Consider the following 26,019-nt stretch of genomic DNA (forward strand, 5'->3'; position numbering starts at 1 on the left):
CTCCTGAGGTTGCCTTAAGTAGGTTTCCTCCAAAGAACCGGGCTTCCCGCCCAGTCTAGTGAGCTAAACGACGCCGATAGCTGTAGAACACCTACAACAACTCCCTGAAAGACTTAGCGCCGACCCGGAAGTTACTCATCGGTAACAATTAGGTTTCTCACCCGCCCCCGGCATTATGGTGTCCGGTATGACAGGCAACGGCGCTTCCAATTCCGGCACCCTTTCCGGGCGCACCATCCTCATGTCCGGCGGCAGCAGGGGCATCGGCCTCGCAATAGCACTCCGCGCAGCCCGCGACGGCGCCAATGTCGCTATCCTTGCCAAGACCGGTGAGCCCCACCCCAGCCTCGAAGGTACCGTCCACACCGCTGCGGACGAGATCCGGGCAGCTGGGGGAGGCGCGCTCGCCGTCGTCGGGGATGTAAGGAACGACGACGACGTCGCGGGCGCCGTTGAGGCGACGGTCGCCGAGTTCGGCGGCATCGACGTCGTCATCAACAATGCGTCGGCGATCGACCTCTCGAAAACCCCCGACGTGTCCATGAAGCGCTACGACCTGATGGCCGACATCAATGTGCGCGGAACATTCATGCTGAGCAAGTTCGCACTGCCGGCGCTCCGGAAGGGGAGCAACCCCCACATCCTGACGCTCTCGCCGCCGCTCAATCTGGACCCGGCATGGGCGGGCCGGCACCTCGCCTACACCATGGCCAAATACGGGATGAGCCTGACAACGCTCGGGTTGGCCGAGGAACTGCGCGCCGACGGCATCGCCGTCAACTCCCTGTGGCCGCGCACCCTGATCGATACCGCCGCAATCCGAAACATGCCCGGCGGCAGCGAGCTGATCAAGGCTGCCCGAACGCCCGACATCGTCGCGGACGCGGCCCGCGCCGTTCTGGTCCGTCCTGCCACGGAGTGCACCGGGAACTTCTTCACGGACGAGGAGGTCCTGCGGCAGGAAGGCGTCACGGACTTCGGCGCATACAGCCTGGGCGCACCCGAGGACAGGCTGGTGCCCGACATCTTCCTCTAGGCGGAGCCCAGGCAACCTCGTTGGCCTCCTGATAGCGCTTTTGCCATCGGATACCAGTAGACCGCTATCCGATGGCAGGAGCGCTATCACAGCGTGTGGGGGAAGCCCGGCACGCGCTCTCCGGCCAGTAGGCTTGGAGGATGACATCCCGTTACTCCAACCTCGAGCGTCCCGGCCTGGACGAGGCCGGCCTGGGTGAGTCGCTGTGCAGCCCACGCGGACCCTACGCCCGGCTGGAGCTGGTGGAGGCGACGGGCTCAACCAACACGGACCTCGCCCGCCATGCCGTCGAGGAACCGCAGGATTGGCCCGACCTCAGCGTGCTCACCGCAGAGGAGCAGACCGCCGGGCGGGGGCGGCTGGACCGCACATGGACGGCGCCGGAACGATCCTCGCTGATCGTCAGCGTGCTTCTGCGGCCCCGTAACACCGAGGGGCGTCCGCTGCCCACGCAGAGCTACGCGTGGATGTCCCTGATGGCGGCGCTCGCGCTCTCGGAAAGCATCGAGGAACGCACCGAAATCGCCCCGCAGCTCAAGTGGCCCAACGATATCCACGTTGACGGCCGCAAGTTGGCCGGTGTCCTTGCCCAACTGGTGCCCGGCGCCAACGCGGAACCGCCCGCCGTCGTTGTCGGTACCGGAGTCAACGTGAGTCTTACCGACCAGGAACTACCGGTTCCCACGGCCACCAGCCTGCTCCTCGAGTACGCCGCCACCACCGACCGCAACGTGCTGCTGAAGGCCTACCTGCGCCGGCTTGCGGCGCACTACCGCGAATTCACAGCCGTCGACGGTGACGCCACGCGCCCCTGGACGGACGGCACCTCGCTGCTCGCGCGGGTCAGTGACCGCATGGTGACTCTCGGGCAGGACGTCCGGGCGGACCTGCCGAACGGCACCGGGATCACCGGCCGCGCAATGAACCTCGACAACCACGGCGCCCTGGTGGTGCGCGACGACGACGGCGAGAGGCACACGGTCTCGGCGGGCGACGTCGTACACCTGCGGCCGCTGACGCTGTAAATGGGCATTCGAACCATGCTCGGCGCGCCGGACGGATCCACATGCGGATAAGACTGGAACCGGGGGAGCGCGTGGTGGTGCGCACCCGGCCGCATCCGCGACGGCTGATCCTTCCCTTCTGCATTGGACTGGTGATTCTCGCCGGCGGCGGTTACGGCCTGGGCTGGTTCAGCCGCACACAGTTGCCGCTCGGCTGGGAGCAATGGGGGCCGGCCGTTGTCACCGGCTTCCTTGTGATCGTGCTGCTGCTCCTGTTCCGGATCTTTATCCGGCCGTTGCTGCAGTGGGCCGGTACCCGCTACATCCTCACCAGCCGCAGGCTGATCCGGCGGACCGGCTTCACCCGGCGCAGCGAACGGGAAGTCCGGCTGACGGGAATATTCCAGATCATCATCGAGCAGACCCTCATCGAGCGGCTCACCGGCGGAGGGGGCCTCATCATCGATCTTGGACGGGACCGGTTCCTGTCCTTCACGGAGGTTCCGCAGGTGTACACCTTCAAGCAATACATGGTGGAGGCGATCAGCGATCTCCCATTGACCGCCATGTTCGATGGTGTAGACATGGAAGTTGAGCCGGCGGACGGGACGGAAAACGATGCATGGGACAGGAGTGGTGATGAGCGCCAGCAGCGGCACGGATGGAACTGAAGCGAGCACCGTCTACCCTTCCGCAGATGACCCCGATAACCCGCTGACCCTTTCCATGCCGGTGATCAAGGCAGACCTGCCGCGCGCGCCGGACAAGCTGGACCGCGATGCCATCCGCGAGCTCGAGATCGAACTCCTGGGAGCCGAGCGCACGCTGCGCCGCCGCGACGTGGCCTCCGGCGCCGGCGTGTCACTGCTGTCGGCGCGGAAACTCTGGCGGGCGATGGGCTTTCCCAATATCGGTGACGACGATGTCGCATTCACTGAGAAGGACATGGCGGCACTGACCACGATCATCGAACTGGTGCGCAAGGAACAGCTCACCGAATCGGCGGCGATCTCCATTACCCGCGCGATCGGGCAGATGACCGATCGCATGGTGGTGTGGCAGATCGAGGCGCTCGTCGAGGAGATGGTGGTGCAGCGTGGAATCTCCGACGCCGCTGCCCGGCGCGCGCTCGTCGCGGAGTTGCCGCAGCTGATTGAACCGCTGGAGGAAACACTGGTCTACGCATGGCGCCGCCAGATGAATGCGGCCGTTCAGCGGTTGGCTGTCCGTGCCGAATCCGGGCTCGCGTCCAGCCTCCGAGGACCCGAGGGGCCGGAGGACGACGCGCCGCTGCCCCTGGCCCGCGCCGTCGGTTTCGCGGACCTCGTGTCCTATACAAGCCTGTCCAGGCAGATGAATGAACGCACGCTTGCGCAGTTGGTGCAGCGGTTCGAGAACAAGTGCGCGGAGATTATCTCGGTCGGCGGTGGACGACTCGTCAAGACCATCGGGGATGAAGTGCTCTATATCGCCGAAACGCCGGAGGCGGGCGCGGAAATTTCGCTCGCACTCGCCAAGGCATTTACCGAGGACGATTTGCTGCCGTCCGCCCGCGTATCGATGGTCTGGGGCAGAATCCTGTCCCGGCTGGGCGACATCTACGGGCCCACCGTGAACCTTGCATCGCGCCTGACATCCCTGGCGGAACCCGGAACGGTGCTGATCGACGCGTCCACGGCCGCGAGCCTGCGCGACAATGACCGCTTCGTCCTCATGCCCCACAAGGCCCGCACGGTGCGTGGTTTTGGTGAGGTGCACCCGGTGACACTCGCACGTGGGACGGGCACCGGGCTGATTCTCGACTGACGCCCGCTGTCCGCCCGCGTACTTCGCGGTGAAGTCGCCGTCTGGGCGCCCTTCGTCATAGAATCCGAGATGCGGTCCGGCGAACCAGCATGCAAGCTTGTACGAGGCGAAGGAGCGGAACATCAGACTCACTGTGGGATACGCATCGGACCGGGGCCTCAAGCGTCAGCTGAACGAAGATTCGCTGATTGCCGCCGAGCCGATTTTTGCGGTCGCTGATGGCATGGGCGGCCATGAAGCGGGGGAGGTCGCCTCAGGAATCTGCGTAAGGACGCTCCGTGAGAGCAGCATCATCGGGAAACAGGCACCACAGTTTTCGGTAGCGGAACTCGAGGAACTCCTCCGTACTGCCGACGAACACATCCGTGCTGAAACCGACGGCAGGGCCGGGACCACCGTCTCCGGTGTGGTGTTCGTCGAGGAATCGGGCATGCCGCACTGGCTCTTCTTCAATGTGGGAGATTCACGGACCTACAAGCTTAATGGCGAGCAGTTCGGGCAGATAACCGTTGACCACTCGGAAGTCCAGGAACTCGTGGACCGCGGTCACATCACGCCGGAACAGGCCGCCGGTCATCCGCGTCGCCATGTGATCACCCGGGCGCTGGGTACGGGAGATGACGCTGAGGCGGACTACTGGCTCATGCCGGTCGAGGTGGGTGACCGCATTCTGATCTGCTCTGACGGGCTGACCACAGAAGTGCCGGAGGAGCGCATCTACGAGCTCGTCACCTCAGTGGCAGACCCCCAGCAGGCAGCAGATGAGCTGGTGCAGGAGACCCTTCGCTGCGGTGCCCGGGACAACGTAACAGTGGTGGTCGTCGATGCGAGCTGATGAACGTCCCGAGGTTGAGCTGCCCGCCGGGGAGGTGCCGAATGACTCACTGAAGGAGGAGTACGGCCGGCTCGTGGAGGAGGTGCGGCGGCACCGCTTCGCCTACTACAACGAGAACGCGCCCGTCATTTCGGACGCGGAATTCGATGACCTGTTTCGCCGGTTGGAGGAGATCGAGGCGGAACACCCCGAGCTGATTTCCAACGATTCGCCCACACAGGAGGTCGGCGGCGATGTGTCGGCCGCCTTCGCTCCGGTGAAGCACCTGCAACGCATGTACAGCCTGGAGGACGTCTTCTCCACCGACGAGCTGGAGGCATGGATCCGGCGTGCCGAGGCGAATACCGAGTCCCAGCGCCCGGGAAGCACAGTCACCTGGTTGACCGAGCTGAAAATCGACGGTCTCGCAGTCAACCTCCTGTACCGCAATGGTGAGCTGATTCGGGCAGCCACCCGCGGTGACGGAACAACGGGTGAGGACATCACGCACAACGTCCTGACCATCGAGACCATCCCGCGCAGGCTCAAGGGTTCCAACCACCCCACCGAGGTGGAGATCCGCGGCGAGGTCTTCTTCCCCTCGAAGGAATTCGCCCAGCTCAACGAGTCGATGGTCGGAGCAGGCAAGGCGCCGTTCGCCAACCCCCGCAACGCTGCGGCAGGCTCCCTCCGCCAGAAAGACCCCGCGCTTACCGCGCAGCGACCGCTGGACATGTACGTGCACGGCATCGGTGCACGTGAGGGGCTCGAGGCCGAAAGCCAGTCGGAGACCTACGGGTTGCTTGAACGGTGGGGCCTGCCTGTCTCGCCGTACTACAAGGTGCTTGGGTCCTACCAGGAGGTCCTCGACTTCATCCGGCACTACGGTGAGCACCGCCATGACCTGCTGCATGAGATCGACGGCATCGTGGTCAAGGTGGACAGCTTCGCCCTGCAGCGCGCACTCGGACACACCTCACGTGTGCCGCGGTGGGCTGTTGCGTACAAGTACCCGCCGGAGGAAGTGAACACCAAGCTCCTCGATATTCGCGTCAATGTGGGCCGCACAGGTCGCGTGACCCCGTTCGGGATGATGGTCCCTGTGAAGGTCGCCGGCTCCACAGTGGAGATGGCAACCCTGCACAACCAGGAGGTCGTGAAGGCAAAGGGGGTGCTGATCGGCGACATCGTGGTGCTGCGCAAGGCCGGAGACGTGATTCCCGAGATCGTCGGTCCGGTAATTGCATTGCGCTCGCGTCAGGATCCGCCGCCCTACGAGTTCGTCATGCCGGCCGAGTGCCCCTCATGCGGGACCCCGCTGGCGCCCGCAAAGGAGGGCGACGTCGACATCCGCTGCCCCAACGCACAGTCGTGTCCGTCCCAGCTGCGCGAACGTGTCTTCCATGTGGCCGGGCGGGGCGCTTTCGACATTGAGGCGCTGGGCTGGGAAGCGGCGATGGCCCTGACACAGCCGGCCGAGCCCGCAGTCCCGCCGTTGACCACGGAGGCGGATCTGTTCAGATTGACACCGGAGAAGCTTGCCGACGTGCGGATCCTTCGCGACAAAAAGGTCAAGGGTGTGGTCAGCGGCCAGGAACTGGTCCCGTATTTCTACTCGCGGGGCACCGCCAAGAAGCCGTCGGAGCCCACTGCCAACACGCGCAAGCTCTTCGCTGAACTGGAAAAAGCGAAATCACAGCCGCTCTGGCGGGTGCTGGTCGCACTGTCCATCCGGCATGTCGGGCCTACGGCTTCACGGGCCCTCGCCACTGCATTCGGGTCCATGGAACGGATCCGCAGTGCCAGTGAGGAGGAACTGGCCAACGTCGACGGGGTCGGCCCAACCATCGCGGCAGCACTGAAAGAGTGGTTCGAAGAGGACTGGCACTGCCAGATCGTCGACCGATGGGCAGAAGATGGTGTCCGGATGGCCGACGAGGTTGACGAGTCCATGCCGCGCACGCTCGAGGGGCTCACCGTCGTCGTCACCGGTTCGCTGGAGGGTTTCAGCCGTGACGAAGCGAAGGAAGCAATAATCCAGCGTGGCGGGAAGGCTTCGGGATCGGTGTCGAAGAACACCAGCTACGTAGTTGCAGGAGAAAACGCGGGGACCAAACTCGACAAAGCCGAGCAACTGGGCCTGCAGGTTCTTGACGAGGACGGTTTCCGGAAACTGCTCGAAGAAGGAAGCGTATGAATACCAGCGCCAGTCCCGCCGAGCTGCTTCACGTCGCGTTACAGGCAGCCGATGCGGGGGCGGCGGTGTTGCAGAAACGCAGCGACGGGGAGCTGCAGGCGGAGAACAAGAGTTCGGACAGTGACTGGGTGACGGCATTCGACACGGCCGCTGAAAGAGCCGTCCGCGATGTGATCTGGCGCTGCCGCCCACACGATGCAATAACTGGCGAGGAGTTCGGCACCACTGTGCCCGAAGGGGCGTCCTCGGGTATCCGCTGGTCCATCGATCCCCTTGACGGCACCACCAACTTCATCCGGAACATCGTCTACTACTGCACGTCCGTGGCAGCGGTGGCCGAGGACGGTACCTGGCTGGCCGGCGTAGTGCACGCGCCCGCACTGAACCGGGTGTACTGGGCGTCCCATGGACAGGGAGCGTGGGTCCGTGAGGCGGGAACGGTCCGGCAGTTGCACGGTCCGGTTCCCGGCCGGCCGGGCACACTTGTGGGCAGCGGGTTCACCTACAACCCCGGACGGCGTTCCCAACAGGTGGGGGAGCTGGGTGAACTGCTCGCGGGGCACGGTGATATGAGACGTCTCGGGTCCGCAGCCCTGGACCTGTGCATGGTCGCCGACGGCACCCTGGATGCCTATGTCGAGCGCGGCCTGAATGAGCACGACTGGGCGGCCGGTGCATTGATCGCCGAGGAAGCGGGCGTGGCTGTGCGTCGACCCGCCCTGTCCTCCGTCCTGGACGGAGGGCCCGACGAAGACGAGCGATTCTCGGCCTTCACGGTGGCGGGTCCCCAGATGGTTGTGGATCTTGCCGAGCGTCTGGAGTCGCGGGTGTGACCGGGGGTAACTTAATCTGATCGTTGCAATGATCTGACACACTCTGATCATTGTTTCAACGCTCGAGGAGGCATCCGTGGACATTACCGTCAGGCAGGCAGAGCCCAGTGAGCTGGGGGATATCCGGCGGATTACTGTCGAGGCCTACTCGGATGCCGGGTACATCGACGACGAGTACGCCTACAACGATATCCTCGCGGGGATCGAGGAAGGGTATGCGGGTGCGTCGCTGCTGGTGGCGGAGTCCGACGGAAGGATTGTGGGCTCGGTGTTCCTCACCAGGCCGGGCGGTGACTTCAGCGACGTCGCCCACGATGGTGAGCTTGAGTTGCGGATGCTCGCCGTGGAGCCTGACAAACAGCACAGGGGAGTCGGTCATGCGCTGGTCGAGGCAGCTATTGACCGTGCGCGCACGGACCCCGATCTGTCGGGGGTGGTCCTGACCATCGGACCAAACATGGACCGGCAGCGGAAACTCTACGAGGACATGAACTTCGTCCGCATTCCCGAACGGGATTTCCTGCTGTCGGAAACCTTCGCGCTCCATGTCTACAAGCTTCAATTGTAGGAAAGGAATGACCTTCATTATCCGCCGCGTGGTGAACGACGATTACGATGACGTCCGCCGGATCACCAGGGACGCCTACATCAACGCGGGCTACTTCAATGACCCTGACCACCCCTACGTTCAGGTCCTTGCCGATGTGGAGCACCGGGCCGAACACGCCGAGGTGTGGGTTGCGGAGGAGGACGGGGCCGTCGTCGGCTCCTTCGCCATCACCTTCGAAGGTCAGCGGTACACCGACATAGCGCTGGCCGGAGAACTCGAGTTCCGGATGCTCGCGGTGGACCCGACCGTGCAGCGGGGCGGCATCGGACGGCGGATGGTGGAGTGGATCATCGACTACGCCCGCAGCCTGGAGGGAATTGAGGCAGTCAGCCTGACCAGCGGTTCGGACATGGTGCGTGCCCACCGGCTCTATGAGTCCCTGGGGTTCGAGCGCGTGCCGAGTCGTGACTGGTGGGTTCCCGACGAGGACATCCAGCTCTGGGTCTTCAGGCTGCCGCTGCAGGCGCACAGTACTGTTCCTGGTCGCGCATAGACTAGGGGCAGAATCCATTCACATTGCAAGGGGAGAAACATGCCCGAGATCACCCGTGAGGACGTCGCGCATCTGGCACGGCTCGCCCACATCGACATGAGCGCCGAGGAACTGGAGCGGATGACCGGCGAGCTGTCCGTCATCGTTGACTCCATCAAGACGGTGAGTGAAGTGGCCGGTGACGACGTCCCGGCAACCAGCCATCCCATCCAGCTCAGCAACGTCTACCGTGATGACGTCATCGGCGAGACCCTCACCAACGAGGAAGCCCTCAGCGGCGCACCCGACAATGCAGCGGGCCGCTTCAAGGTCCCCGCAATCCTGGACGAGGAGTAGACCATGACAGATCTCACCAGGCTCAGCGCTGCCCAGCTGGCCGAGAAGCTTTCGTCCCGCGAGGTCTCGGCTGTGGAAGCCGTTCAGGCCCACCTCGACCGCATTGGCGAAGTCGATCCTGCAATCAACGCATTCCTCCACGTCAACACCGATGAGGCGCTTCGGGTGGCTTCCGAGGTGGACAAGGAGCGCTCGCTCGGCGACGCCATGCACCCGCTCGCCGGCGTCCCCATCGCCGTCAAGGACCTTATCGTCACCAAGGGCCAGCCCACCACGGCAGGGTCAAAGATCCTCGAGGGATGGCACAGCCCCTATGACGCGACCGTCGTCCGACGGCTCCGAGATGCCAGGATGCCGATCCTCGGCAAGACAAACCTTGACGAGTTCGCCATGGGTTCCTCCACCGAGCATTCCGCTTATGGTCCCACCCGCAACCCCTGGGACCTTGACCGGATCCCCGGCGGCTCCGGCGGTGGATCGGCTGCGGCAGTCGCTGCGTTCGAAGCGCCGCTGGCTCTCGGTACCGATACGGGTGGCTCAATCCGCCAGCCCGGCGCCGTCACAGGCACCGTCGGCGTCAAGCCGACGTACGGCGGGGTCTCCCGGTACGGCGCTATCGCCATGGCTTCCTCACTGGACCAGATCGGCCCCGTATCGCGGACCGTTCTGGACTCCGCACTCCTCCACGAGGTCATCGGCGGTCACGACCCGCACGACTCCACCTCGCTCACCGACCCGGTGGGCGCCCTCGTCGAGGCCGCCCGCAACGCCGACGTCAAGGGCCTGCGCATCGGAGTCATCAAGGAACTGCAGGGCGAGGGCTACCAGGACGGCGTCCAGGCGCGCTTCACCGAAGCACTGGACCTGCTGCGGCAGGCGGGTGCCGACGTCGTCGAAGTTTCCTGCCCGAACTTCAAGTACGCGCTGGGCGCCTACTACCTGATCATGCCCTCGGAGGCATCGAGCAACCTTGCCAAGTACGACGGCGTCCGCTTCGGTCTGCGTGTTGTGCCCGACGGCGCTCCCACGATCGAGCGCGTCATGGGCGCCACCCGCGCGGCAGGCTTCGGCGACGAGGTGAAGCGCCGCATCATCCTCGGCACCTACGCGCTTAGCGCCGGCTACTACGACGCCTACTACGGCTCCGCACAGAAGGTCCGCACCCTGATCCAGCGGGACTTCGACGCCGCCTTCGGCCAGGCCGACGTCCTGATCTCGCCCACCTCGCCCACCACGGCCTTCAAGCTGGGGGAAAAGCTGGACGACCCGCTCGCCATGTACCTGAACGACGTCGCGACCATCCCCGCGAACATGGCAGGTATCCCGGGCATTTCCGTGCCCGGCGGCCTCGCGGACGGCCTTCCCGTCGGCATCCAGTTCCTGGCACCCGCACGCCAGGATGCACGGCTCTACCGGGCAGGCGCCGCACTGGAAGCACTGCTCGAAAACACCTGGGGCGGCCCCCTGCTGGCACAGGCACCCGAGATCGCTGGAGTGAAGTAAATGAGTACTGCAACCGCCGAAATCCTCTCCTTCGAAGAGGCCATGGAGAAGTTCGATCCGGTGCTTGGGTTCGAGGTTCACGTTGAGCTGAATACGCGGACCAAAATGTTTTCCTCGGCACCGAACGCCTTCGGAGACACGCCGAACACCAATGTCACGCCGGTGGACCTCGGCCTGCCCGGCGTCCTCCCGGTGATCAACCGGGTCGCCGTCGAGTCCTCGATCAAGATCGGCCTGGCGCTGAACTGCAAGATCGCTGAGAAGTGCCACTTCGCCCGGAAGAACTACTTCTACCCGGATACGCCGAAGAACTTCCAGACCTCGCAGTATGACGAACCGATCGCTTATGACGGTTCCATCGACATCGAGCTCGCAGACGGCACCGTCTTCACCATCGAGATCGAACGCGCACACATGGAGGAGGACGCCGGCAAGCTCACTCACATGGGCGGCTCCACCGGCCGTATCCAGGGCGCCGAATTCTCGCTGGTCGACTACAACCGTGCCGGTGTTCCCCTCGTGGAGATCGTCACGAAGCCGATCGTCGGCGCGGGCGAACGCGCGCCGGAACTGGCCAAGGCCTACGTCGCAGCCATCCGCGAGATCGTGAAGAACCTCGGCGTATCCGATGCCCGCATGGAACGAGGCAACGTCCGCTGCGACGCGAACGTCTCCCTCAAGCCCAAGGGCCGGGAGAAGTTCGGTACGCGCACTGAGACCAAGAACGTGAACTCGCTCCGTGCGGTCGAACACGCGGTCCGCTACGAGATCCAGCGCCACGCCGCTGTGCTTGACGGCGGTGGCACCATCACGCAGGAAACCCGCCACTGGCACGAAGACACCCGGTCGACGACGGCGGGGCGCCCCAAGTCCGACGCCGATGACTACCGTTACTTCCCGGAGCCGGATCTGGTGCCCGTGGTCACCGACGACGCCTGGATCGAGAAGCTCCGCAGCGAACTCCCCGAACCTCCTGCCGCCCGCCGCAAGCGTCTGCAGGCCGACTGGGGCTATTCGGACGCAGAGTTCCGCGACGTCGTCAATGCCGGCGTCATGGACGCAATCGAGGAGACCGTTGCTGCAGGCGTGAAGCCCGCGACCGCGCGCAAGTGGTGGATGGGTGAAATTTCCCGCCGGGCCAAGGTCGCCGACATCGAACCGGCGGAGCTGGGTGTGACGCCTGCGCTGATCGTGGAGCTGCAGGGCCTGATCGACGCCGGCAAAATCAACGACAAGCTCTCCCGCGAGGTGCTGGACGGCGTTCTCGCCGGCGAAGGCACTCCCACCGAAGTGGTGGCCCAGCGCGGCCTCGAGGTCGTGTCGGATGACGGGGCACTGCTGGAAGCAATCGACGGCGCCCTCGCCGCGCAGCCCGATGTCGCGGACAAGATCCGCGGCGGAAAGCTGCAGGCTGTCGGGGCCATCGTCGGCGGCGTCATGAAGGCGACCCGCGGCCAGGCAGACGCCGGCCGGGTGCGCCAGCTGATTCTCGAACGCCTCGGCGTCGAAGGGTAGCGAAGGCGCACTGGGCGGGGGCACCAGCGTTGGCGAACATGCCGGCAGCGGAGGTGGACATCTCAACTGAGCTTGTCCTGCGCCTGGTCTCCGAGCAGCACCCCGATCTGGCCGGACTGCCGCTCACCCTGGCTGCCAACGGCTGGGACAACGCGATCTTCCGGCTCGGGGACAACCTCGCCGTCCGCCTGCCACGTCGGCAGGCGGCGGCGCAGCTCATCCGCAATGAGCAGCGCTGGCTCCCGGAACTGAGCCGGGGGCTCGAGGCGGTTACCCCTGTTCCCGTGCGGACGGGCGCTCCGTCGTCGTACTTTCCCTGGTACTGGACCATCACGCGCTGGGTGGAGGGAGCGCTGGCAGCGCACGCAGAACCCGCCCGCCGCTCACACGCCGCCGTCGATCTGGCGCGGTTCGTCAACGATTTCCACCGCCCGGCACCCGCTGATGCCCCGCGCAACCCCGTCCGGGGAGTGCCGCTGTCCACTCGGGACGCGGCAGTAGAGCAACGGATCGCCGCAGCCGGACTCTCCCGCGAAGTCCTCGATCTCTGGCGCGTCCTGCGGAATCAGCCCGAGTGGACCGGGCCGCCGCTTTGGCTCCACGGCGACCTGCATGCCGCGAACCTTCTTCTTGACGCGCAGGGGAGGCTCGCCGGTGTCCTCGACTTCGGCGACCTGACCTCGGGAGATCCCGCCACCGACCTCGCCGCGGCCTGGCTCGTCTTCGACCGGACCGGCCGGCGCGCCTTCATCGAAACCATCAACAGCGAACGCCGTCCCGACGACGCAACCTGGCAGCGGGCACGCGGCTGGGCGCTGTGCATGGCCTCGGCCATGGCGGCAACATCTGACGACTCCCCGGTGTTCAAAACCATGGGCACCCGCATTCTGGATGAAGTACTGAACGACGAAGGGCACGCCCGATGAACTTCACCCACGTCTCCCGCGTCCAGGCCGAAGGCGACAACCATGTGATGGAAGATGCCTGCGGCTACCGCGCCAACACCGCCTGGATGGTTGACGGCGCAACCTCCCTGCTTGACGAACTCGACCTCCCCGGCGCGTCCAATCCTTTCTGGTACGCGCAGGTACTCGGGCTCGCGCTGGCGGGAAGCACAGGGCCGGCCAATCCCCGCACCGTTCTGGCCGCGGCACTGGCCAAGGTCGACGAGATCGGCCGCCAGCTGGTGGGCACCGAGTCCCAGCGCTTCCCGAGCGCCGCGGTCTCGCTCGTGACAACCGACGACGACGGCGCCCTCTCCGTCCTCAGCCTCGCCGACTGCCATGTAGTCGCCGCCCTGAACAACGGGGAAGTGAAGCACGTGGGACAGGCGCTGGGAGGATCGTCATGGTCACACGAGCAGCTGCGTCAGGCACGGTTGGTCCGGAACACACCGGATGGCGTGTGGGTGGCCCGCCGCGAACCGGCCGCAGCCGAACACGCCCGGCTGGCAACACTGGAGCCGGCCCACACAGTGGCGCTCGCGTCCGACGGCGCGTGGCGGGCGGTCGATCTCGGGCTCGTGAGCGGACCGGAGGAGTTCCTCGAGGCGGTACAGACACCGATGGGGGCGCAGGAGCTTATGCTGATGCTGCGCACCACACAGGACGAGATCGGTGAAGCTGCCGACGACGCCTCAGTGCTGTGCGTCGCACTGGTGGAGGGATAGCCGCGTTGGCTGAGGGAGAGGAAACAGGAGCGCAATGACTGAGACAGCAGACGTTGTGATCGTGGGCGGCGGTATCGCGGGACTCTCGCTCGCGTCTGCTCTGGCTGGGGATGACCGCGCGGAGACAAGGGTCATCCTCGTCGAGGCGGAGCATTCCCTTGCCTACCACACCTCCTCCCGGTCGGCCCGGCAGCTCATCCCCAGTTACGGTCCCGAAGTCATTCGAATACTGACCGAGCGGACCCTCAGCCTCATCCGGGAACTTGAACAGGACCTCCCCGTGCCGGTGCTGTCGCCACGCAGTTTCATGCTGATCGGCTCCGAGCAAGACGTCGCCGCCCGTGCGAGCGGCGCCATGGAACGCATATCGTGGGACGAGGCGGTCAGGCTCTGCCCGCAGATCGCACCGGCCGCCGAGGAGCAGGGCTACAACGCCGCGGGGCTCGACACCACCGCAGTGGGCTGCAACACCGATGCGCTGCTGGAGTACCACCGAGCCCGCGCCGAGGCAGGCGGCACCACGATCCTGACCGGTGCGCGCGTCCACTCGGTCCAGCGGTTGCGCACGGCATGGGAAATCGGTGCCGGTTCGCAGGCGGTGCACGCCGGCGTCGTCGTAAATGCGGCAGGCGCGTGGGCTGACGAACTTGCCGTCCTGTCCGGGGTGGCGACGCAGGGAATACGGCCGTATCGGCGGACGGCAGCGGTTGTCGCCGCGAGGAACGTTCCCGCTGCGGATTCACCGATGGTCGCGGCCGCGGATGACAGCTTTTACTTTCGTCGGGAGGGCGACGGTCTGCTGATTTCGCCGGCCGAAACGGTTCCCAGCGCCCCGGAGGATGCGCAGCCCCGGCCGGAGGATCTTGACGCCCTGATCACCAGGCTGGACGCCGTCACCTCACTGGGTATCGGGCCGGTGATGCGGGCGTGGACCGGGCTGCGCACCCAGGTGGCAGACGGTCTTCCCGTCGCAGGATTCGATCCGGAGGCTGAGGGATTCTTCTGGCTGGCGGGCCAGGGCGGCTACGGGTTCCAGACGTCGTCGGCTATCGCAGAGCTGGCAGCCGCGTTGATCGCCGGGACCGGCGCAGATTCGGGCACGGACTTGGACCTCACGTCGGCTCTCGCTGCCGCCCGGTGAACTAGCTCAACCGGTTCTGCATCGCTGAAGAGCGCGGTTTCGCCGTCGGTGGACAGCGCACCGCATCCCGGCAGTGCCGGCGGGACTAAAGTACAAGCATGAAGTTTGAAGAGACTCCGCTGCCCGGGATTGGCGTGCGGAAGGACATCGTAACCGCGTCAGGCAGGCGAATCGGAACGGTCATACAGCGTGACGGCGAGACGGAGCTCATTGTGTCCCGCGCCGATGACCCGGATGCGTGCCTGGCGTCGATTCCCTTGACGGCGGAGGAAGCAGCAACCCTCGGTAACCTGCTGGGAGCACACCAGCTCGTGGCGCAATTGACTGAGGAACACCGGGACCTGCCGGGGGTCAACACGCGGCAGTTCCTGATCGAGGTGGATTCGCCGTATGACGGGCGGAAGCTCGGCGACACCAAGATGAGAACCCGGTCGGGCGTCTCGATCGTCGCGATTCTCCGTCGGGGGCAGGTGCAGGCATCACCCACTCCTGACTTCCTTATCGGGGCAGGTGATCTGCTGGTCGCAGTGGGTACGTCCGAAGGGCTCGACGCCGCCGCCGAGATTCTGCGCGGCGGCTGAGCCGCCCGTGGGGAATCATAGTGCGCTGGTCCTCATCGAGTTGGGTGCTATTTTCCTTGGGCTGGGTCTTCTTGCCCGGCTCGCGGGCCGGATCGGACTCTCACCCATCCCGCTCTACCTGATCGGAGGCCTGTTCTTCGGCCAGGGCGGCCTCGTCGAACTCGAGGGGCTCGAGGAGTTCAGCGAGATCGCCAGTGAGATCGGCGTCATCCTTCTGCTCCTGCTGCTGGGTCTCGAGTACACAGCGGGGGAACTGGTGACGGGACTCAAGCAGTCCTGGATGGCCGGCGTGGTGGATATCCTGCTGAACTTCGTGCCCGGCGCGCTGGTAGCGCTGGCACTGGGCTGGGGCCCTGTTGGTGCGCTGGTCCTCGGTGGCGTGACGTACATTTCGTCCTCCGGCATCATCGCCAAGGTGTTGACGGACCTCGGGCGGCTCGGAAACAGGGAGACGCCGGTTGTCCTCTCCCTGCTTGTCTTCGAGGACCTGGCCATGGCCGTGTACCTTCCCATTCTGACGACCGTCCTTGCCGGAGTGAGCTTCGCCGGCGGACTTCAGGCGGTCGGCGTCTCGCTTGTGGTGGTCACCGTGGTCCTGGTGATCGCCCTTCGGTTCGGCAACACCGTGTCCGCGATCGTCGATTCGAAGGATCGCGAGGTCTTTCTGCTGACCCTGATCGGTGGAGCGCTGCTCGTTGCCGGGTTTGCCTCGGCCATGCAGGTCTCGGCTGCGGTCGGAGCGTTCCTGCTGGGCATCGCAATTTCCGGTGCAACTGCAACCAACGCCACCCGCATCCTGGAGCCACTGCGTGACCTCTTCGCGGCCATCTTCTTCGTGGTCTTCGGCCTGAACACTGATCCCTCGACCATCCCGCCGGTGTTGGGCTACGCGTTGCTGCTGGCCGCAATCACAGCCGTGACAAAGGTGATTACGGGTTGGTGGGCAGCGAAGCGCCGCGGAGTCGGCCCGCTGGGCCGTGCCCGTGCCGGCGCCGCGCTGATTGCCCGAGGTGAGTTCTCCATCGTGATCGCGGGCCTGGCGGTTGTCTCCGGAGCCGTCACCGACGAGCTTGCCGCACTTGCAACAGCCTATGTGCTGCTCATGGCGATCAGCGGACCGATTGCGGCACGGCTCGCCGAACCCGCCATGAACCTGTTCCTGCGCAGAGGAACCCGCACCGCGTCAGCCACGTAACGCAGAGGGTGACTTTGCGGTGTCCGAATGATTGCATTTCGTAGTCGAAACTGCGGGTGAGCGAAGGGCTATTGCCCGAGCTGTAACGGTTAAATGCCGATGGGTTGCCGGCCGGATCTTCTTCTTTTGTGCAGCCCTACGATGATCCCACCAATTCCCTTCGAAAGGTGGTGCATCATGCACACACTCCGTGCGCTGCTGGCGAGTCTGCTCCTCATTGTCGGATTCGGACTGGTAGCGCCAAGCCCCGCCTCCGCGGCTCCCTACTGCGGAATCACGTGGGGCTCACTCGCAAAGACCAGCACGGCCTACACGGGCGCGCCAGTGGTCAATGCGAGGGCCGGCCGCCACGCCTGCTTCGATCGGCTCGTGATCGATATGCGCGGCAAGGGCGCCGGCTACACCGTCCGATACCGGCACGCCGTCGTCGGGACCTCCGGTCTGCCTACCCCGCTCCGGGGTGGGGCTGACATCCAGGTGACCGTCAACGCGCCGGCCCACGACTGGCGATACAACCCAACTTATAGCCCAGTCATCAGGTCAGAAGCGGTCAACGTTGCAGGCTTCTCGACCTTCCGTCAGGTGGCTTACGTGGACAGCTTCGAGGGCCGTACAACGTTCGGTCTCGGCGTCCGCGCCCGCCTCCCGTTCCGGGTCTTCACCCTCGACGGACCGGGAACCTCATCCAGGCTGGTTATCGACGTGGCCCACCGCTGGTAGGGGCTACCGCCCCCACCCCTCCAGCGGTGCCGTCACATAATGGCGCTCCGAGTTCCTCGGAGCGCCATTGTTACGGCACCTGAAGGGCGGCAGGAGCAGCTACGCCAGCGGTTCGTCCAGAACGCGGTCGACGGCGGCAAGCACCACACCAGCCTCCACCAGCTTCCGCACGGCTTCGATCTCCGGTGCGAGGTACCGGTCCGTTCCCGGTCCCTCGGCCACCTCGCGGATGGCAGCGCGGGCGGCGTGGATGGGGGCCGAACTGCAGGAGGTGCTGAGTCCGCCGTCGCGCGCGTCGAGGGCACGCGCCGCGGTCAGCAGCTCGATAGCCACCACCCGCGTCAGCCCATCCAGCGCGCGCCGCAGCTTCAGGCCCGCAGCCCAGCCCATCGACACGTGGTCCTCCTGCATGGCCGAGGAGGGAATGGAGTCAACCGAGGCCGGTACCGCCAGGCGCTTGAGCTCGGACACGATTCCAGCCTGCGTGTACTGGGCGATCATGTGGCCGGAATCCACGCCCGGATCGTGTGCCAGGAACGGGTTGAGACCGTGATTGCGGCTCTTGTCGAGGAAACGGTCCGTGCGGCGTTCGCTCATCGAGGCAAGGTCCGCGACGGCGATCGCGAGGAAGTCGAGGGAGTAGCCGATCGGCGCGCCATGGAAGTTGCCGTTCGACTCGACACGCCCGTCGACGGTGACTACCGGATTGTCGATAGCGGAGCCCAGCTCAATCGCAGCAACTGACTCCACGTGGGCCAGCGTTGCCCTCGCGGCGCCGTGGACCTGCGGCGCACAGCGCAGCGAGTAGGCGTCCTGGACCCGGGTGAACCGGTGCGCGCTGCGTTCGGCCGAGGCATGCTCGCCGATGAGCCGCGACCCGGCGAGCACCCGGCGGATGTTCGCCGCGGACGTGACCTGGCCCGGGTGAGGGCGAAGCTGGTGCAGGTCCTCCGCGAACACGCTGTCGGTCCCCAGCAGCCCCTCCACGCTCATGGCCGCGGCAAGGTCCGCTGTCCGCAGCAGCCGGTGAAGATCGGCGGAGGCAAGAACAAGCATGCCGAGCATACCGTCGGTTCCGTTAATGAGGGCGAGGCCCTCCTTCTCCCGCAACTCCACCGGGGCAATACCGGCGGCAGCGAGGGCCTTGCCGGCAGGGACCAGCACGCCGTCGTCGTTCCGTGCCTCACCTTCGCCCATGAGTGCCAGCGCAACGTGTGAGAGCGGGGCGAGGTCGCCGGAGCAGCCGAGCGACCCGTACTCACCGATCACCGGCGTGATTCCCGCGTTCAGCATGTCCGCGTAGGTCTGTGCGACCACCGGCCGCACGCCCGTCCGCCCGGTGGCCATGGTTGAGAGCCTGCCCAGCATCAGCCCGCGCACCACCTCCCGGTCGACTTCCGCGCCCGAAGACGCCGCGTGGCTCCTGATGAGGCTGCGCTGCAGGTGTGTGCGCTCCTGGACGGGGATGTGCTTGGTGGCGAGGGCACCGAAGCCGGTGGATACGCCGTAGTGCGGGATGGGGTCGTCGATGAGGGAGTCGATCACTGAACGGCTGCCTTCCATGGCGGCCAGCGAGTCTTCGCTGAGCTCCACCCGGGCGCCATGCCGCGCTACGGCCACGACGTCCGCGGCGGCCAGTGCTTCGAGGCCTATCTTCACCGTGGTTATGTCTCGCATGCCCTGTCCTCTTTCCATCCCGCGATCGCCCGCTCTTGCCAACTAATGAAATGAGCGTTTCAATAAGTGAAATACAAATTGGCTTCGAACGCAAGGAACGAACCTGTGGCGGATACCTCCACCCGCACCGTCGAACGGGCCCTGTTGCTACTCGGCACGGTGTGCGACCGCGGATCGGTGACCCTCGCCGACGCTGCCCGCGACGCCGGTCTCTCGGCCTCAACCGCGCTGCGCCTGTTGCGCACGCTGGAAGGCACCGGCTTTGTCCGCCGCGACGACGACGGCTACCGGCCCGGTATGCGCGTGGTTCAGCTCGGCGCACAGGCGCTCTCGCACGAATCGCTCGTGTCGCTGGCCGAGGGAGCACTTCAACGGCTGGTCGGTTCAACAGGGGAGTCGGCCTACCTCAACGTCCCTTCCCACGACGGCCACGGCATCTACCTCTCCGTCCGGGAGGGAACCCACTCCGTCCGCCACACCAGCTGGGTGGGACGGAGCATCCCGCTGGAAGGCTCCGCCGCAGGGGCGGTCCTCAGCGGAGAGACGCCGGCAAACGGTTTTGTGGTGGTCAGCAACGGCATCGAGCCGGACGTGACCGCGATCGCTGCCCCCGTCGTCTCGGGCGGCCAAGTGGTTGCAGCACTCAGCGTCGTCGTGCCGAGCTACCGGATCAGCGACGAGGGCGCGCGGCGGATCGGCCACCAGGTCGCCGCCGAAGCGGCCGGAATCCTCACCGCCCCGCAGGGCACTGAAGCACCCCTTACGAACGAGCACCCGACAACAGGAGCACCGTCATGACCGGATTCACCCAGCACGATCCCTCGCGCACCGTGCGCGCACCGCGCGGCACCGAGCTGTCCGCGAAAAGCTGGCAGACCGAAGCGCCCCTGCGCATGCTGATGAACAACCTTGATCCCGAGGTCGCCGAGCGGCCGGAAGACCTCGTGGTCTACGGCGGCACCGGGCGGGCAGCGCGCAGCTGGGAGGCGTATGACGCAATCGTCGCGACACTGAAGGATCTCGAGGAGGATGAAACGCTCCTGGTCCAGTCGGGCAAACCGGTCGGTGTCTTCCGCACCAACCCGTGGGCGCCGCGCGTTCTCCTCGCCAACTCCAACCTCGTGGGGGACTGGGCCACCTGGCCCGAGTTCCGCCGGCTGGAGGCCGAGGGGCTCATGATGTACGGGCAAATGACCGCCGGATCCTGGATCTACATCGGCACGCAGGGAATCCTGCAGGGGACGTATGAAACCTTCGCCGCCGTGGCGAGGGCCCGTTTCGGCGGGACGCTCGCAGGCACCCTGACCCTCACTGCGGGGTGCGGCGGCATGGGCGGTGCCCAGCCGCTGGCGGTCACCGTCAACGGCGGCGCGGTCCTGATCATCGACGTCGACGAAACCCGCCTGCGCAGGCGGGCCGCAAAACGCTATCTCGACGTCGTCGCCACCGACCTTGAGGACGGCCTCGCGCAGGTCCTGGAAGCGAAGCGCGAGAAGCGCGCGCTGTCGGTGGGCGTCGTCGGAAATGCCGCCGAGATACTGCCTGCGCTGCTGGAGCGGCAGCGCAATGGCGAGTTCACCATCGACATCGTGACGGACCAGACCTCCGCCCATGATCCGCTGAGCTACCTCCCCGAAGGTGTCGGCGTCGACGAATGGGGGCGGGAAGCATCCAGTGACCCGGACGGCTTCACCAAGAAGGCCCAGACGTCCATGGCGAGGCACGTTGAGGCGATGGTCGGGTTCCAGGACGCCGGAGCGACGGTTTTCGACTACGGCAACTCCATCCGGGACGAGGCGCGCAAGGGCGGCTACGAGCGGGCCTTCGAATTCCCCGGCTTCGTTCCCGCCTATGTTCGGCCGCTCTTCTGCGAGGGCCTCGGCCCCTTCCGCTGGGTAGCGCTGTCGGGTGATCCGGCGGACATCGCCGTGACCGACGCCGCACTCAAGGAACTGTTCCCGGAGAACGAACACCTGCACCGCTGGCTCGATGCCGCCGGAGAGCTTGTGGAGTTCGAAGGTCTTCCCGCACGCATCTGCTGGCTCGGTTACGGCGACCGCGCAAAGGCCGGCCTCCTCTTCAACCGGCTCGTCGCCGAGGGCAAGGTATCCGCACCGATCGTGATCGGCCGGGACCACCTCGACTCGGGTTCCGTTGCATCGCCGTACCGTGAGACCGAATCCATGGCCGACGGTTCAGACGCCATCGCCGACTGGCCGCTGCTGAACGCACTGCTCAACACCGCGTCCGGCGCCACCTGGGTGTCGATCCACCATGGCGGCGGTGTCGGCATCGGCCGCTCCATCCACGCCGGGCAGGTGTCAGTCGCCGACGGAACGGCGCTCGCCGCAGAGAAGCTCGAGCGGCTCCTGACCAATGACCCGGGAACCGGTGTCATCCGCCATGTCGACGCGGGTTACGAGCGCGCACAGGAGGTGGCCCGTGAGCGTGGAGTCCGCATCCCCATGCAGAGTTGACGCCGGACCCGCCGGCCAGGGGCTAGGCGTTCTGCCAGAGTCCCATCACGTTGCCTTCGGGATCGCGGAAGTACGCTGCAAAACCCATACCTCCCACGGCCAGTTTCTCTCCGACAGCGGAGCCGCCGAGCGACTCGATCTTCCTCAGGGTGTCCGCAATGCTCTCGACCTCGATGGTGATGATGGGGCCGGACAACGGACCGCCGTCGCGCCTGAACATGCCGCCGTTGATGAAGCCGGGCACTTCGGGCATCCCCTGCTCGGTGGTCGGTCCGGAGACCGCGGCAGTGTAGTCAAACTCGGGCATCTGCGACGTGGTCCAGCCGAACGTTTCGCTGTAGAACTTCCGGGCACGGTCGCCGTCGTCGAAAGGGATCTCAAAATGTACAACACGTCCGCTCACGATGAACTCCTCCATTGATCGTCGATAGCAGTGTGCTGGCGAGTCTAGGCCTGCTCGCCCAATCTTGATAGGGGTAACAGGGGACCCCGCGAAGAACGTCCGAATACGGGAAGGAAAAAACCTTTTGGAGAGCGTAAGCAGCCTGCTGGGATCGATCGAGGACGTCGGACGCGACGCCGTCCGCGGCGGCTATTCCCGCCCTGTATTCTCCACCGCGGAGCTCGACCTGAGGTCCTGGTTCCGGCAGGAGGCGGCCCGCCGCGGCCTCGACGTCGAGACCGACCGCAATGGCGTCCTCTGGGCGTGGTGGGACATTCCCGGTACGGAAGACAGTTCCACCCGCGACGGCGCGCTCGTCACCGGCAGCCACCTGGATTCCGTCCCCGGCGGCGGCGCCTTCGACGGGCCGCTCGGTGTCGCCTCCGCTCTCGCCGCCGTCGACCTTTTGAAAGAGCGCGGTGTCCAGCCTCAGCGGGCGCTCGCCGTCGCAGTCTTCCCTGAAGAGGAAGGCTCGCGCTTCGGCGTGGCCTGCCTGGGCTCGCGGCTGCTGACGGGAAGCATCGACGCCGACACCGCACGGAACCTCAGGGATCCCGACGGCGTCACCTTCGCAGAAGCCGCCCGCGCCAACGGGCTGGATCCTGCCCGTCTCGGCAAGGATGACGAGGCGCTCCGCCGGATCGGTGACTTCGTGGAACTCCACGTCGAGCAGGGCCGGGGACTGATCGACCTCGATTTCCCCATAGCCGTCGGCACCTCGATCATCGGCCACGGGCGGTGGAAGCTGACGATCACGGGGCAGGGCAACCACGCCGGCACCACCCTCATGGAGGACCGCGCCGATCCCATGGTGGCCGCGGCCCAGGTCATCCTCGCAATCCGGAAGACCGCCGCGGCTACCCCCGAGGCACGCGCGACGGTGGGGCGGATGCAGCCAATCCCCGGCGGCACCAACGTGATCGCCTCCCGGGTGGACCTCTGGATCGATGTCCGGCACCCGGACGACGCCACCACCGCCGCGCTCGTGGAAACCATTCACGGCCAGGCCCAGAAAGCTGCGGCGTTTGAGGGGTGCAGGGCGGCACTGACCCGGGAGTCGGTGAGCGGAACCGTCACCTTCGACGGTGAACTCCAGCGGCAGTTGCAACTCGCCAACCCCGGCGCTCCGGGCCTGCCTACCGGCGCCGGGCACGACGCCGGCATCCTCGCCGCGCACGTGCCCTCGGCCATGCTGTACGTGCGCAACCCGACCGGCATCAGTCATTCGCCCGAGGAACACGTCGAATCCGACGACGCCGACTCCGGTGCAGTTGCCCTCGCCGACGTACTGGAGCGGCTGCTTTGAAAGCCGTGTGGTGTGAGCAGGCCTGGCTGGAGCCGGGATACGTCGCCGCCGGTGTCCGCGCCGAGATCGACGGTGACGGCATCGTCCGCCGGGTGACTCGCGGAAGTGAATGCGGACCCGGTGACCTGCGCCTGGACGGCGTTGTCTTCCCGGCAGCGGCCAACGCCCACTCCCATGCGTTCCACAGGGTTCTCCGCGGCCGAACCCACGCCGGTACCGGCACGTTCTGGACCTGGCGCGAAGCAATGTACCAGGCGGCAGGCGTTCTTACGCCGGAGTTGTACGAGGAACTGGCCACCGCTGTCTACACCGAGATGGTGACGGCCGGCTGGACCAGCGTCGCCGAGTTTCACTACCTGCACCACCGCCCGGACGGCACGCCGTACTCTCTGTCGGACAGCCGAAACGCGCACGGCGACGGTTCGCACGCCATGGAGTTCGCACTGGCCCGCGCCGCGGTCAACGCCGGCATCCGCCTGACGCTGCTGGACACCTGCTACCTCTCGTCCAGCTTCGGCGCGCCGGTCCTGCCGGAACAGGCCCGGTTCACCGATGGCAGTGCCGAGGTCTGGCTCTCCCGATGGCACTCCCTCCGCAAGGCGATCAGCGGGAGCTTCGATGCCTCCCAGGTATGCGTCGGCGCAGCCCTGCACTCCGTCCGAGCTGTCCATGAACGTGCACTCGTGCACATCGCACAGAACCTTCCGACGGACGTGCCGCTGCACATCCACCTCTCTGAGCAGCCCGCCGAGAACCGCGACTGCCTCGCCGCCAGCGGAACCACCCCGACCGGCCTGCTGGCCCGGCACAAGCTGCTCTCGGACCGGCTGACGGCGGTTCACGCCACGCACCTGACCGCGGAGGACGTCGGCCTCCTCGGGCAGGCAGGGGTAACCGTGGCCATGTGTCCCACCACGGAAGCGGACCTCGCTGACGGCATCGGCCCGGCACGGGCACTGCAGGACGCCGGCGCGGTGGTGGCGCTGGGCACCGACCAGCACGCCGTCGTCGACCCCTGGCTTGAAATGCGGGCGCTGGAACACGGCGAGCGGCTGGCCGGCGGACAGCGCGGACGATTCTCACCCGCCGACCTGGTGCGGGCCGCCTCAGCGGGAGGCTCCAGAGCGCAGGGCCGCCCGGCGGCCGGGCTGGAACCGGGGCAGGTCTGCGACCTGGTGGCTCTTGACCCCGCAACAGCACGCACAGCCGGCTCCCACCCGGACCAGCTCCCACTGACGGCCACTGCGCAGGATGTCACCGCCGTCGTCGTCGGTGGGAAAGTGCTCGCCCGCAACGGGCATCACGTGAGGCTGGGAAATCCGGCCCGCTTGCTGGTCGACGCCGTCGCCCGGCTCGATGAGGAAGCAACGGCAGGGAAGGCACAGACATGACGGGAACTACGGGTGAGGTCTCAACGCTGATCACCAACATCGGCGAACTCATGACGCAGGACGCCGAGCACCGCGTGCTGGCGGATGCCGCCGTCGTCCTGGAGGGCGAGCGCATCGCCTGGATCGGCCCCTCCCGGAACGCACCGGCAGCTGATGAACAGTACGACGCCGGCGGCCGCGCCTGCCTGCCAGGCTGGGTGGACAGCCACACCCACCTGGTGTTCGCCGGTGACCGCACCGCGGAATTCGAAGCCCGGATGGCCGGGAAGTCGTACGCCGCCGGCGGCATCTCCGTCACGGTGGAGGCTACCCGCCGCGCATCGGACGAGGAACTGGGCGTCCTGATAGCCCAGCGCGCTGACGAGGCTGCGTCCTCCGGCACTACCTACCTGGAAACCAAGACCGGCTATGGGCTCGATGTGGAGGAAGAGGCACGCAGCGCGCGGATCGCCGCCGCAACGGCCGACGAGGTGACCTTCCTCGGAGCGCATCTCGTCCCGCAGGGATGGTCCGCGGATGACTACGTGAGGACGGTCACCGGACCGATGCTGCGCGCCGTCCGCCCGTACGTGCAGTGGGCCGATGTCTTCTGCGAAACCGGCGCCTTCACACCCGAGCAGAGCAGGGAAGTACTCCGCGCCTGCAAGGAGGCCGGCTTGGGCCTGCGGGTACACGGCAACCAGCTGGGACCGGGGGAGGGGGTGCAGCTTGCGGTGGACGAGCAGGCGGCCAGCGTTGACCACGTGAACTACCTGACGTCGTCGGACATCGACGCGCTCGCCGCTTCGTGGGCGGATTGGGACGGCGGTGCCGGCGCCCGCGGCACCGTGGCCACGTGCCTGCCCGCCTGCGACCTGTCCACGCGGCAACCGCTCGCGCCCGCCCGCCGGCTACTGGACGCCGGGGTGCCGATCGCGCTCGCTTCGAACTGCAACCCCGGTACGTCCTACACCACGTCCATGGCCTTCTGCGTGGCTACGGCCGTGCTGCAGATGGGCCTCACCGTCCACGAGGCTGTTCGCGCAGCCACCTACGGAGGTGCCCTCGCCCTCCACCGGGACCAAACTACGCACGACGCCGGCTCCCTTGCCCGCGGCTCGGCCGCGGGGAGCTCGCTCGCCGTGGGTTCCCTTGCAGTGGGCCACCGGGCGGACCTGCAGGTATTGGATGCCCCCTCCGCAACTCACCTCGCGTACCGCCCCGGAATGCAGTTGACCCGCGCGGTATGGCGCCGCGGACACCGCCTGCGTTGAAAAACTTCACGGGGAGGGGG

General features: G+C 66.3%; 25 protein-coding genes. 23 read left to right on the forward strand and 2 right to left on the reverse strand.

The window, feature by feature from the left end:
• Nucleotides 1-187 precede the first annotated feature (187 nt).
• The 18 genes from AC4D1W_RS03070 to AC4D1W_RS03155 all read left to right on the forward strand — a co-directional run bounded on the left by AC4D1W_RS03070 (nucleotide 188) and on the right by AC4D1W_RS03155 (nucleotide 17,453).
• On the forward strand, nucleotides 188-1,036 hold the full coding sequence (locus AC4D1W_RS03070) for an SDR family oxidoreductase (protein WP_490897779.1): 849 nt from the start codon (nucleotides 188-190) through the stop codon (nucleotides 1,034-1,036).
• A 140-nt stretch (nucleotides 1,037-1,176) separates the two neighbouring features.
• On the forward strand, nucleotides 1,177-2,061 hold the full coding sequence (locus AC4D1W_RS03075; RefSeq protein ID WP_490890757.1) for a biotin--[acetyl-CoA-carboxylase] ligase: 885 nt from the start codon (nucleotides 1,177-1,179) through the stop codon (nucleotides 2,059-2,061).
• Nucleotides 2,062-2,102: 41 nt separating this feature from the next.
• Nucleotides 2,103-2,711 (forward strand): PH domain-containing protein, encoded by a 609-nt coding sequence (locus AC4D1W_RS03080; RefSeq protein WP_490897780.1) that lies wholly within the window; start codon nucleotides 2,103-2,105, stop codon nucleotides 2,709-2,711.
• A gap of 55 nt (nucleotides 2,712-2,766) precedes the next feature.
• Nucleotides 2,767-3,846 carry an adenylate/guanylate cyclase domain-containing protein gene (locus AC4D1W_RS03085; RefSeq protein WP_490897888.1) on the forward strand — a complete coding sequence of 360 codons (1,080 nt, stop codon included), beginning with the start codon at nucleotides 2,767-2,769 and terminating at the stop codon, nucleotides 3,844-3,846.
• 97 nt (nucleotides 3,847-3,943) lie between these two features.
• Nucleotides 3,944-4,681 carry a PP2C family protein-serine/threonine phosphatase gene (locus tag AC4D1W_RS03090; protein WP_490890759.1) on the forward strand — a complete coding sequence of 246 codons (738 nt, stop codon included), beginning with the start codon at nucleotides 3,944-3,946 and terminating at the stop codon, nucleotides 4,679-4,681.
• Entirely contained in the window at nucleotides 4,671-6,857 is a 2,187-nt protein-coding gene (gene ligA, locus AC4D1W_RS03095) for an NAD-dependent DNA ligase LigA (RefSeq protein ID WP_490897781.1), read from the forward strand. The genes AC4D1W_RS03090 and ligA overlap by 11 nt, the downstream gene beginning before the upstream one ends.
• Nucleotides 6,854-7,690 (forward strand): inositol monophosphatase family protein, encoded by an 837-nt coding sequence (locus tag AC4D1W_RS03100; protein ID WP_490890761.1) that lies wholly within the window; start codon nucleotides 6,854-6,856, stop codon nucleotides 7,688-7,690. The genes ligA and AC4D1W_RS03100 overlap by 4 nt, the downstream gene beginning before the upstream one ends.
• 76 nt (nucleotides 7,691-7,766) lie before the next feature.
• On the forward strand, nucleotides 7,767-8,258 hold the full coding sequence (locus tag AC4D1W_RS03105; RefSeq protein WP_490897782.1) for a GNAT family N-acetyltransferase: 492 nt from the start codon (nucleotides 7,767-7,769) through the stop codon (nucleotides 8,256-8,258).
• A gap of 7 nt (nucleotides 8,259-8,265) precedes the next feature.
• Entirely contained in the window at nucleotides 8,266-8,793 is a 528-nt protein-coding gene (locus AC4D1W_RS03110) for a GNAT family N-acetyltransferase (protein ID WP_490897783.1), read from the forward strand.
• A 39-nt stretch (nucleotides 8,794-8,832) separates the two neighbouring features.
• Nucleotides 8,833-9,129 (forward strand): Asp-tRNA(Asn)/Glu-tRNA(Gln) amidotransferase subunit GatC, encoded by a 297-nt coding sequence (gatC, locus tag AC4D1W_RS03115; protein ID WP_490890764.1) that lies wholly within the window; start codon nucleotides 8,833-8,835, stop codon nucleotides 9,127-9,129.
• Between the two features lie 3 nt (nucleotides 9,130-9,132).
• Nucleotides 9,133-10,632: an Asp-tRNA(Asn)/Glu-tRNA(Gln) amidotransferase subunit GatA gene (gatA, locus tag AC4D1W_RS03120; protein ID WP_490890765.1), complete on the forward strand. Its 1,500-nt coding sequence runs from the start codon at nucleotides 9,133-9,135 to the stop codon at nucleotides 10,630-10,632.
• Entirely contained in the window at nucleotides 10,633-12,147 is a 1,515-nt protein-coding gene (gatB, locus tag AC4D1W_RS03125; RefSeq protein ID WP_490890766.1) for an Asp-tRNA(Asn)/Glu-tRNA(Gln) amidotransferase subunit GatB, read from the forward strand.
• A 38-nt stretch (nucleotides 12,148-12,185) separates the two neighbouring features.
• Nucleotides 12,186-13,073, forward strand: coding sequence for an aminoglycoside phosphotransferase family protein (locus tag AC4D1W_RS03130; protein WP_490897784.1), 888 nt, complete (start codon nucleotides 12,186-12,188; stop codon nucleotides 13,071-13,073).
• On the forward strand, nucleotides 13,070-13,816 hold the full coding sequence (locus tag AC4D1W_RS03135; RefSeq protein WP_490897785.1) for a hypothetical protein: 747 nt from the start codon (nucleotides 13,070-13,072) through the stop codon (nucleotides 13,814-13,816). Before AC4D1W_RS03130 ends, AC4D1W_RS03135 begins: the two co-directional genes overlap by 4 nt.
• A gap of 34 nt (nucleotides 13,817-13,850) precedes the next feature.
• Complete coding sequence (locus AC4D1W_RS03140; RefSeq protein WP_490897786.1) at nucleotides 13,851-14,957, forward strand: NAD(P)/FAD-dependent oxidoreductase; 1,107 nt, start codon at nucleotides 13,851-13,853, stop codon at nucleotides 14,955-14,957.
• A 98-nt stretch (nucleotides 14,958-15,055) separates the two neighbouring features.
• Nucleotides 15,056-15,538 carry a cation:proton antiporter regulatory subunit gene (locus AC4D1W_RS03145; RefSeq protein ID WP_490890770.1) on the forward strand — a complete coding sequence of 161 codons (483 nt, stop codon included), beginning with the start codon at nucleotides 15,056-15,058 and terminating at the stop codon, nucleotides 15,536-15,538.
• Nucleotides 15,539-15,545: 7 nt separating this feature from the next.
• Entirely contained in the window at nucleotides 15,546-16,733 is a 1,188-nt protein-coding gene (locus AC4D1W_RS03150) for a cation:proton antiporter (protein WP_490890771.1), read from the forward strand.
• Nucleotides 16,734-16,910: 177 nt separating this feature from the next.
• Entirely contained in the window at nucleotides 16,911-17,453 is a 543-nt protein-coding gene (locus tag AC4D1W_RS03155; protein WP_490897787.1) for an AMIN-like domain-containing (lipo)protein, read from the forward strand.
• Nucleotides 17,454-17,552: 99 nt separating this feature from the next.
• Here AC4D1W_RS03155 and hutH read toward each other — a convergent pair whose 3' ends face one another.
• Nucleotides 17,553-19,130: a histidine ammonia-lyase gene (hutH, locus tag AC4D1W_RS03160; RefSeq protein WP_490897788.1), complete on the reverse strand. Its 1,578-nt coding sequence runs from the start codon at nucleotides 19,128-19,130 to the stop codon at nucleotides 17,553-17,555.
• Between the two features lie 105 nt (nucleotides 19,131-19,235).
• Here hutH and AC4D1W_RS03165 point away from each other — a divergent pair, with 105 nt between their 5' ends.
• A complete protein-coding gene (locus AC4D1W_RS03165; RefSeq protein WP_490890774.1) occupies nucleotides 19,236-19,928 on the forward strand; it encodes an IclR family transcriptional regulator in 693 nt (230 codons plus the stop codon).
• Nucleotides 19,925-21,607, forward strand: coding sequence for a urocanate hydratase (gene hutU / locus AC4D1W_RS03170; protein WP_490890775.1), 1,683 nt, complete (start codon nucleotides 19,925-19,927; stop codon nucleotides 21,605-21,607). The genes AC4D1W_RS03165 and hutU overlap by 4 nt, the downstream gene beginning before the upstream one ends.
• A 22-nt stretch (nucleotides 21,608-21,629) precedes the next feature.
• Here the strand turns inward: hutU and AC4D1W_RS03175 are convergent, their stop codons facing one another.
• Entirely contained in the window at nucleotides 21,630-22,010 is a 381-nt protein-coding gene (locus AC4D1W_RS03175) for a VOC family protein (RefSeq protein WP_490890776.1), read from the reverse strand.
• Between the two features lie 124 nt (nucleotides 22,011-22,134).
• Here AC4D1W_RS03175 and AC4D1W_RS03180 point away from each other — a divergent pair, with 124 nt between their 5' ends.
• From AC4D1W_RS03180 to hutI, 3 genes are read left to right on the forward strand one after another with little or no spacing between them, the layout of a single operon-like run.
• On the forward strand, nucleotides 22,135-23,355 hold the full coding sequence (locus AC4D1W_RS03180; protein ID WP_490897789.1) for an allantoate amidohydrolase: 1,221 nt from the start codon (nucleotides 22,135-22,137) through the stop codon (nucleotides 23,353-23,355).
• Nucleotides 23,356-23,360: 5 nt separating this feature from the next.
• Nucleotides 23,361-24,746 carry a formimidoylglutamate deiminase gene (locus tag AC4D1W_RS03185; protein WP_490897889.1) on the forward strand — a complete coding sequence of 462 codons (1,386 nt, stop codon included), beginning with the start codon at nucleotides 23,361-23,363 and terminating at the stop codon, nucleotides 24,744-24,746.
• A complete protein-coding gene (hutI, locus tag AC4D1W_RS03190; protein ID WP_490897790.1) occupies nucleotides 24,743-25,999 on the forward strand; it encodes an imidazolonepropionase in 1,257 nt (418 codons plus the stop codon). Before AC4D1W_RS03185 ends, hutI begins: the two co-directional genes overlap by 4 nt.
• The last annotated feature ends 20 nt before the right edge of the window (nucleotides 26,000-26,019 follow it).

It is taken from the genome of Arthrobacter sp. TJ-170, assembly GCF_058269305.1.

Excerpts from the sequence above, each read along its gene's own strand:
- hutU (WP_490890775.1), top strand. The coding sequence starts at position 19,925 with ATGACCGGATTCACCCAGCACGATCCCTCGCGCACCGTGCGCGCACCG.
- ligA (WP_490897781.1), top strand. The coding sequence starts at position 4,671 with ATGCGAGCTGATGAACGTCCCGAGGTTGAGCTGCCCGCCGGGGAGGTG.
- AC4D1W_RS03145 (WP_490890770.1), top strand. The coding sequence starts at position 15,056 with ATGAAGTTTGAAGAGACTCCGCTGCCCGGGATTGGCGTGCGGAAGGAC.
- AC4D1W_RS03130 (WP_490897784.1), top strand. The coding sequence starts at position 12,186 with ATGCCGGCAGCGGAGGTGGACATCTCAACTGAGCTTGTCCTGCGCCTG.
- gatB (WP_490890766.1), top strand. The coding sequence starts at position 10,633 with ATGAGTACTGCAACCGCCGAAATCCTCTCCTTCGAAGAGGCCATGGAG.
- hutI (WP_490897790.1), top strand. The coding sequence starts at position 24,743 with ATGACGGGAACTACGGGTGAGGTCTCAACGCTGATCACCAACATCGGC.
- AC4D1W_RS03085 (WP_490897888.1), top strand. The coding sequence starts at position 2,767 with ATGCCGGTGATCAAGGCAGACCTGCCGCGCGCGCCGGACAAGCTGGAC.
- AC4D1W_RS03135 (WP_490897785.1), top strand. The coding sequence starts at position 13,070 with ATGAACTTCACCCACGTCTCCCGCGTCCAGGCCGAAGGCGACAACCAT.
- AC4D1W_RS03080 (WP_490897780.1), top strand. The coding sequence starts at position 2,103 with ATGCGGATAAGACTGGAACCGGGGGAGCGCGTGGTGGTGCGCACCCGG.
- hutH (WP_490897788.1), bottom strand. The coding sequence starts at position 19,130 with ATGCGAGACATAACCACGGTGAAGATAGGCCTCGAAGCACTGGCCGCC.
- AC4D1W_RS03070 (WP_490897779.1), top strand. The coding sequence starts at position 188 with ATGACAGGCAACGGCGCTTCCAATTCCGGCACCCTTTCCGGGCGCACC.
- gatA (WP_490890765.1), top strand. The coding sequence starts at position 9,133 with ATGACAGATCTCACCAGGCTCAGCGCTGCCCAGCTGGCCGAGAAGCTT.
- AC4D1W_RS03110 (WP_490897783.1), top strand. The coding sequence starts at position 8,266 with ATGACCTTCATTATCCGCCGCGTGGTGAACGACGATTACGATGACGTC.
- AC4D1W_RS03155 (WP_490897787.1), top strand. The coding sequence starts at position 16,911 with ATGCACACACTCCGTGCGCTGCTGGCGAGTCTGCTCCTCATTGTCGGA.
- AC4D1W_RS03140 (WP_490897786.1), top strand. The coding sequence starts at position 13,851 with ATGACTGAGACAGCAGACGTTGTGATCGTGGGCGGCGGTATCGCGGGA.
- gatC (WP_490890764.1), top strand. The coding sequence starts at position 8,833 with ATGCCCGAGATCACCCGTGAGGACGTCGCGCATCTGGCACGGCTCGCC.
- AC4D1W_RS03100 (WP_490890761.1), top strand. The coding sequence starts at position 6,854 with ATGAATACCAGCGCCAGTCCCGCCGAGCTGCTTCACGTCGCGTTACAG.
- AC4D1W_RS03075 (WP_490890757.1), top strand. The coding sequence starts at position 1,177 with ATGACATCCCGTTACTCCAACCTCGAGCGTCCCGGCCTGGACGAGGCC.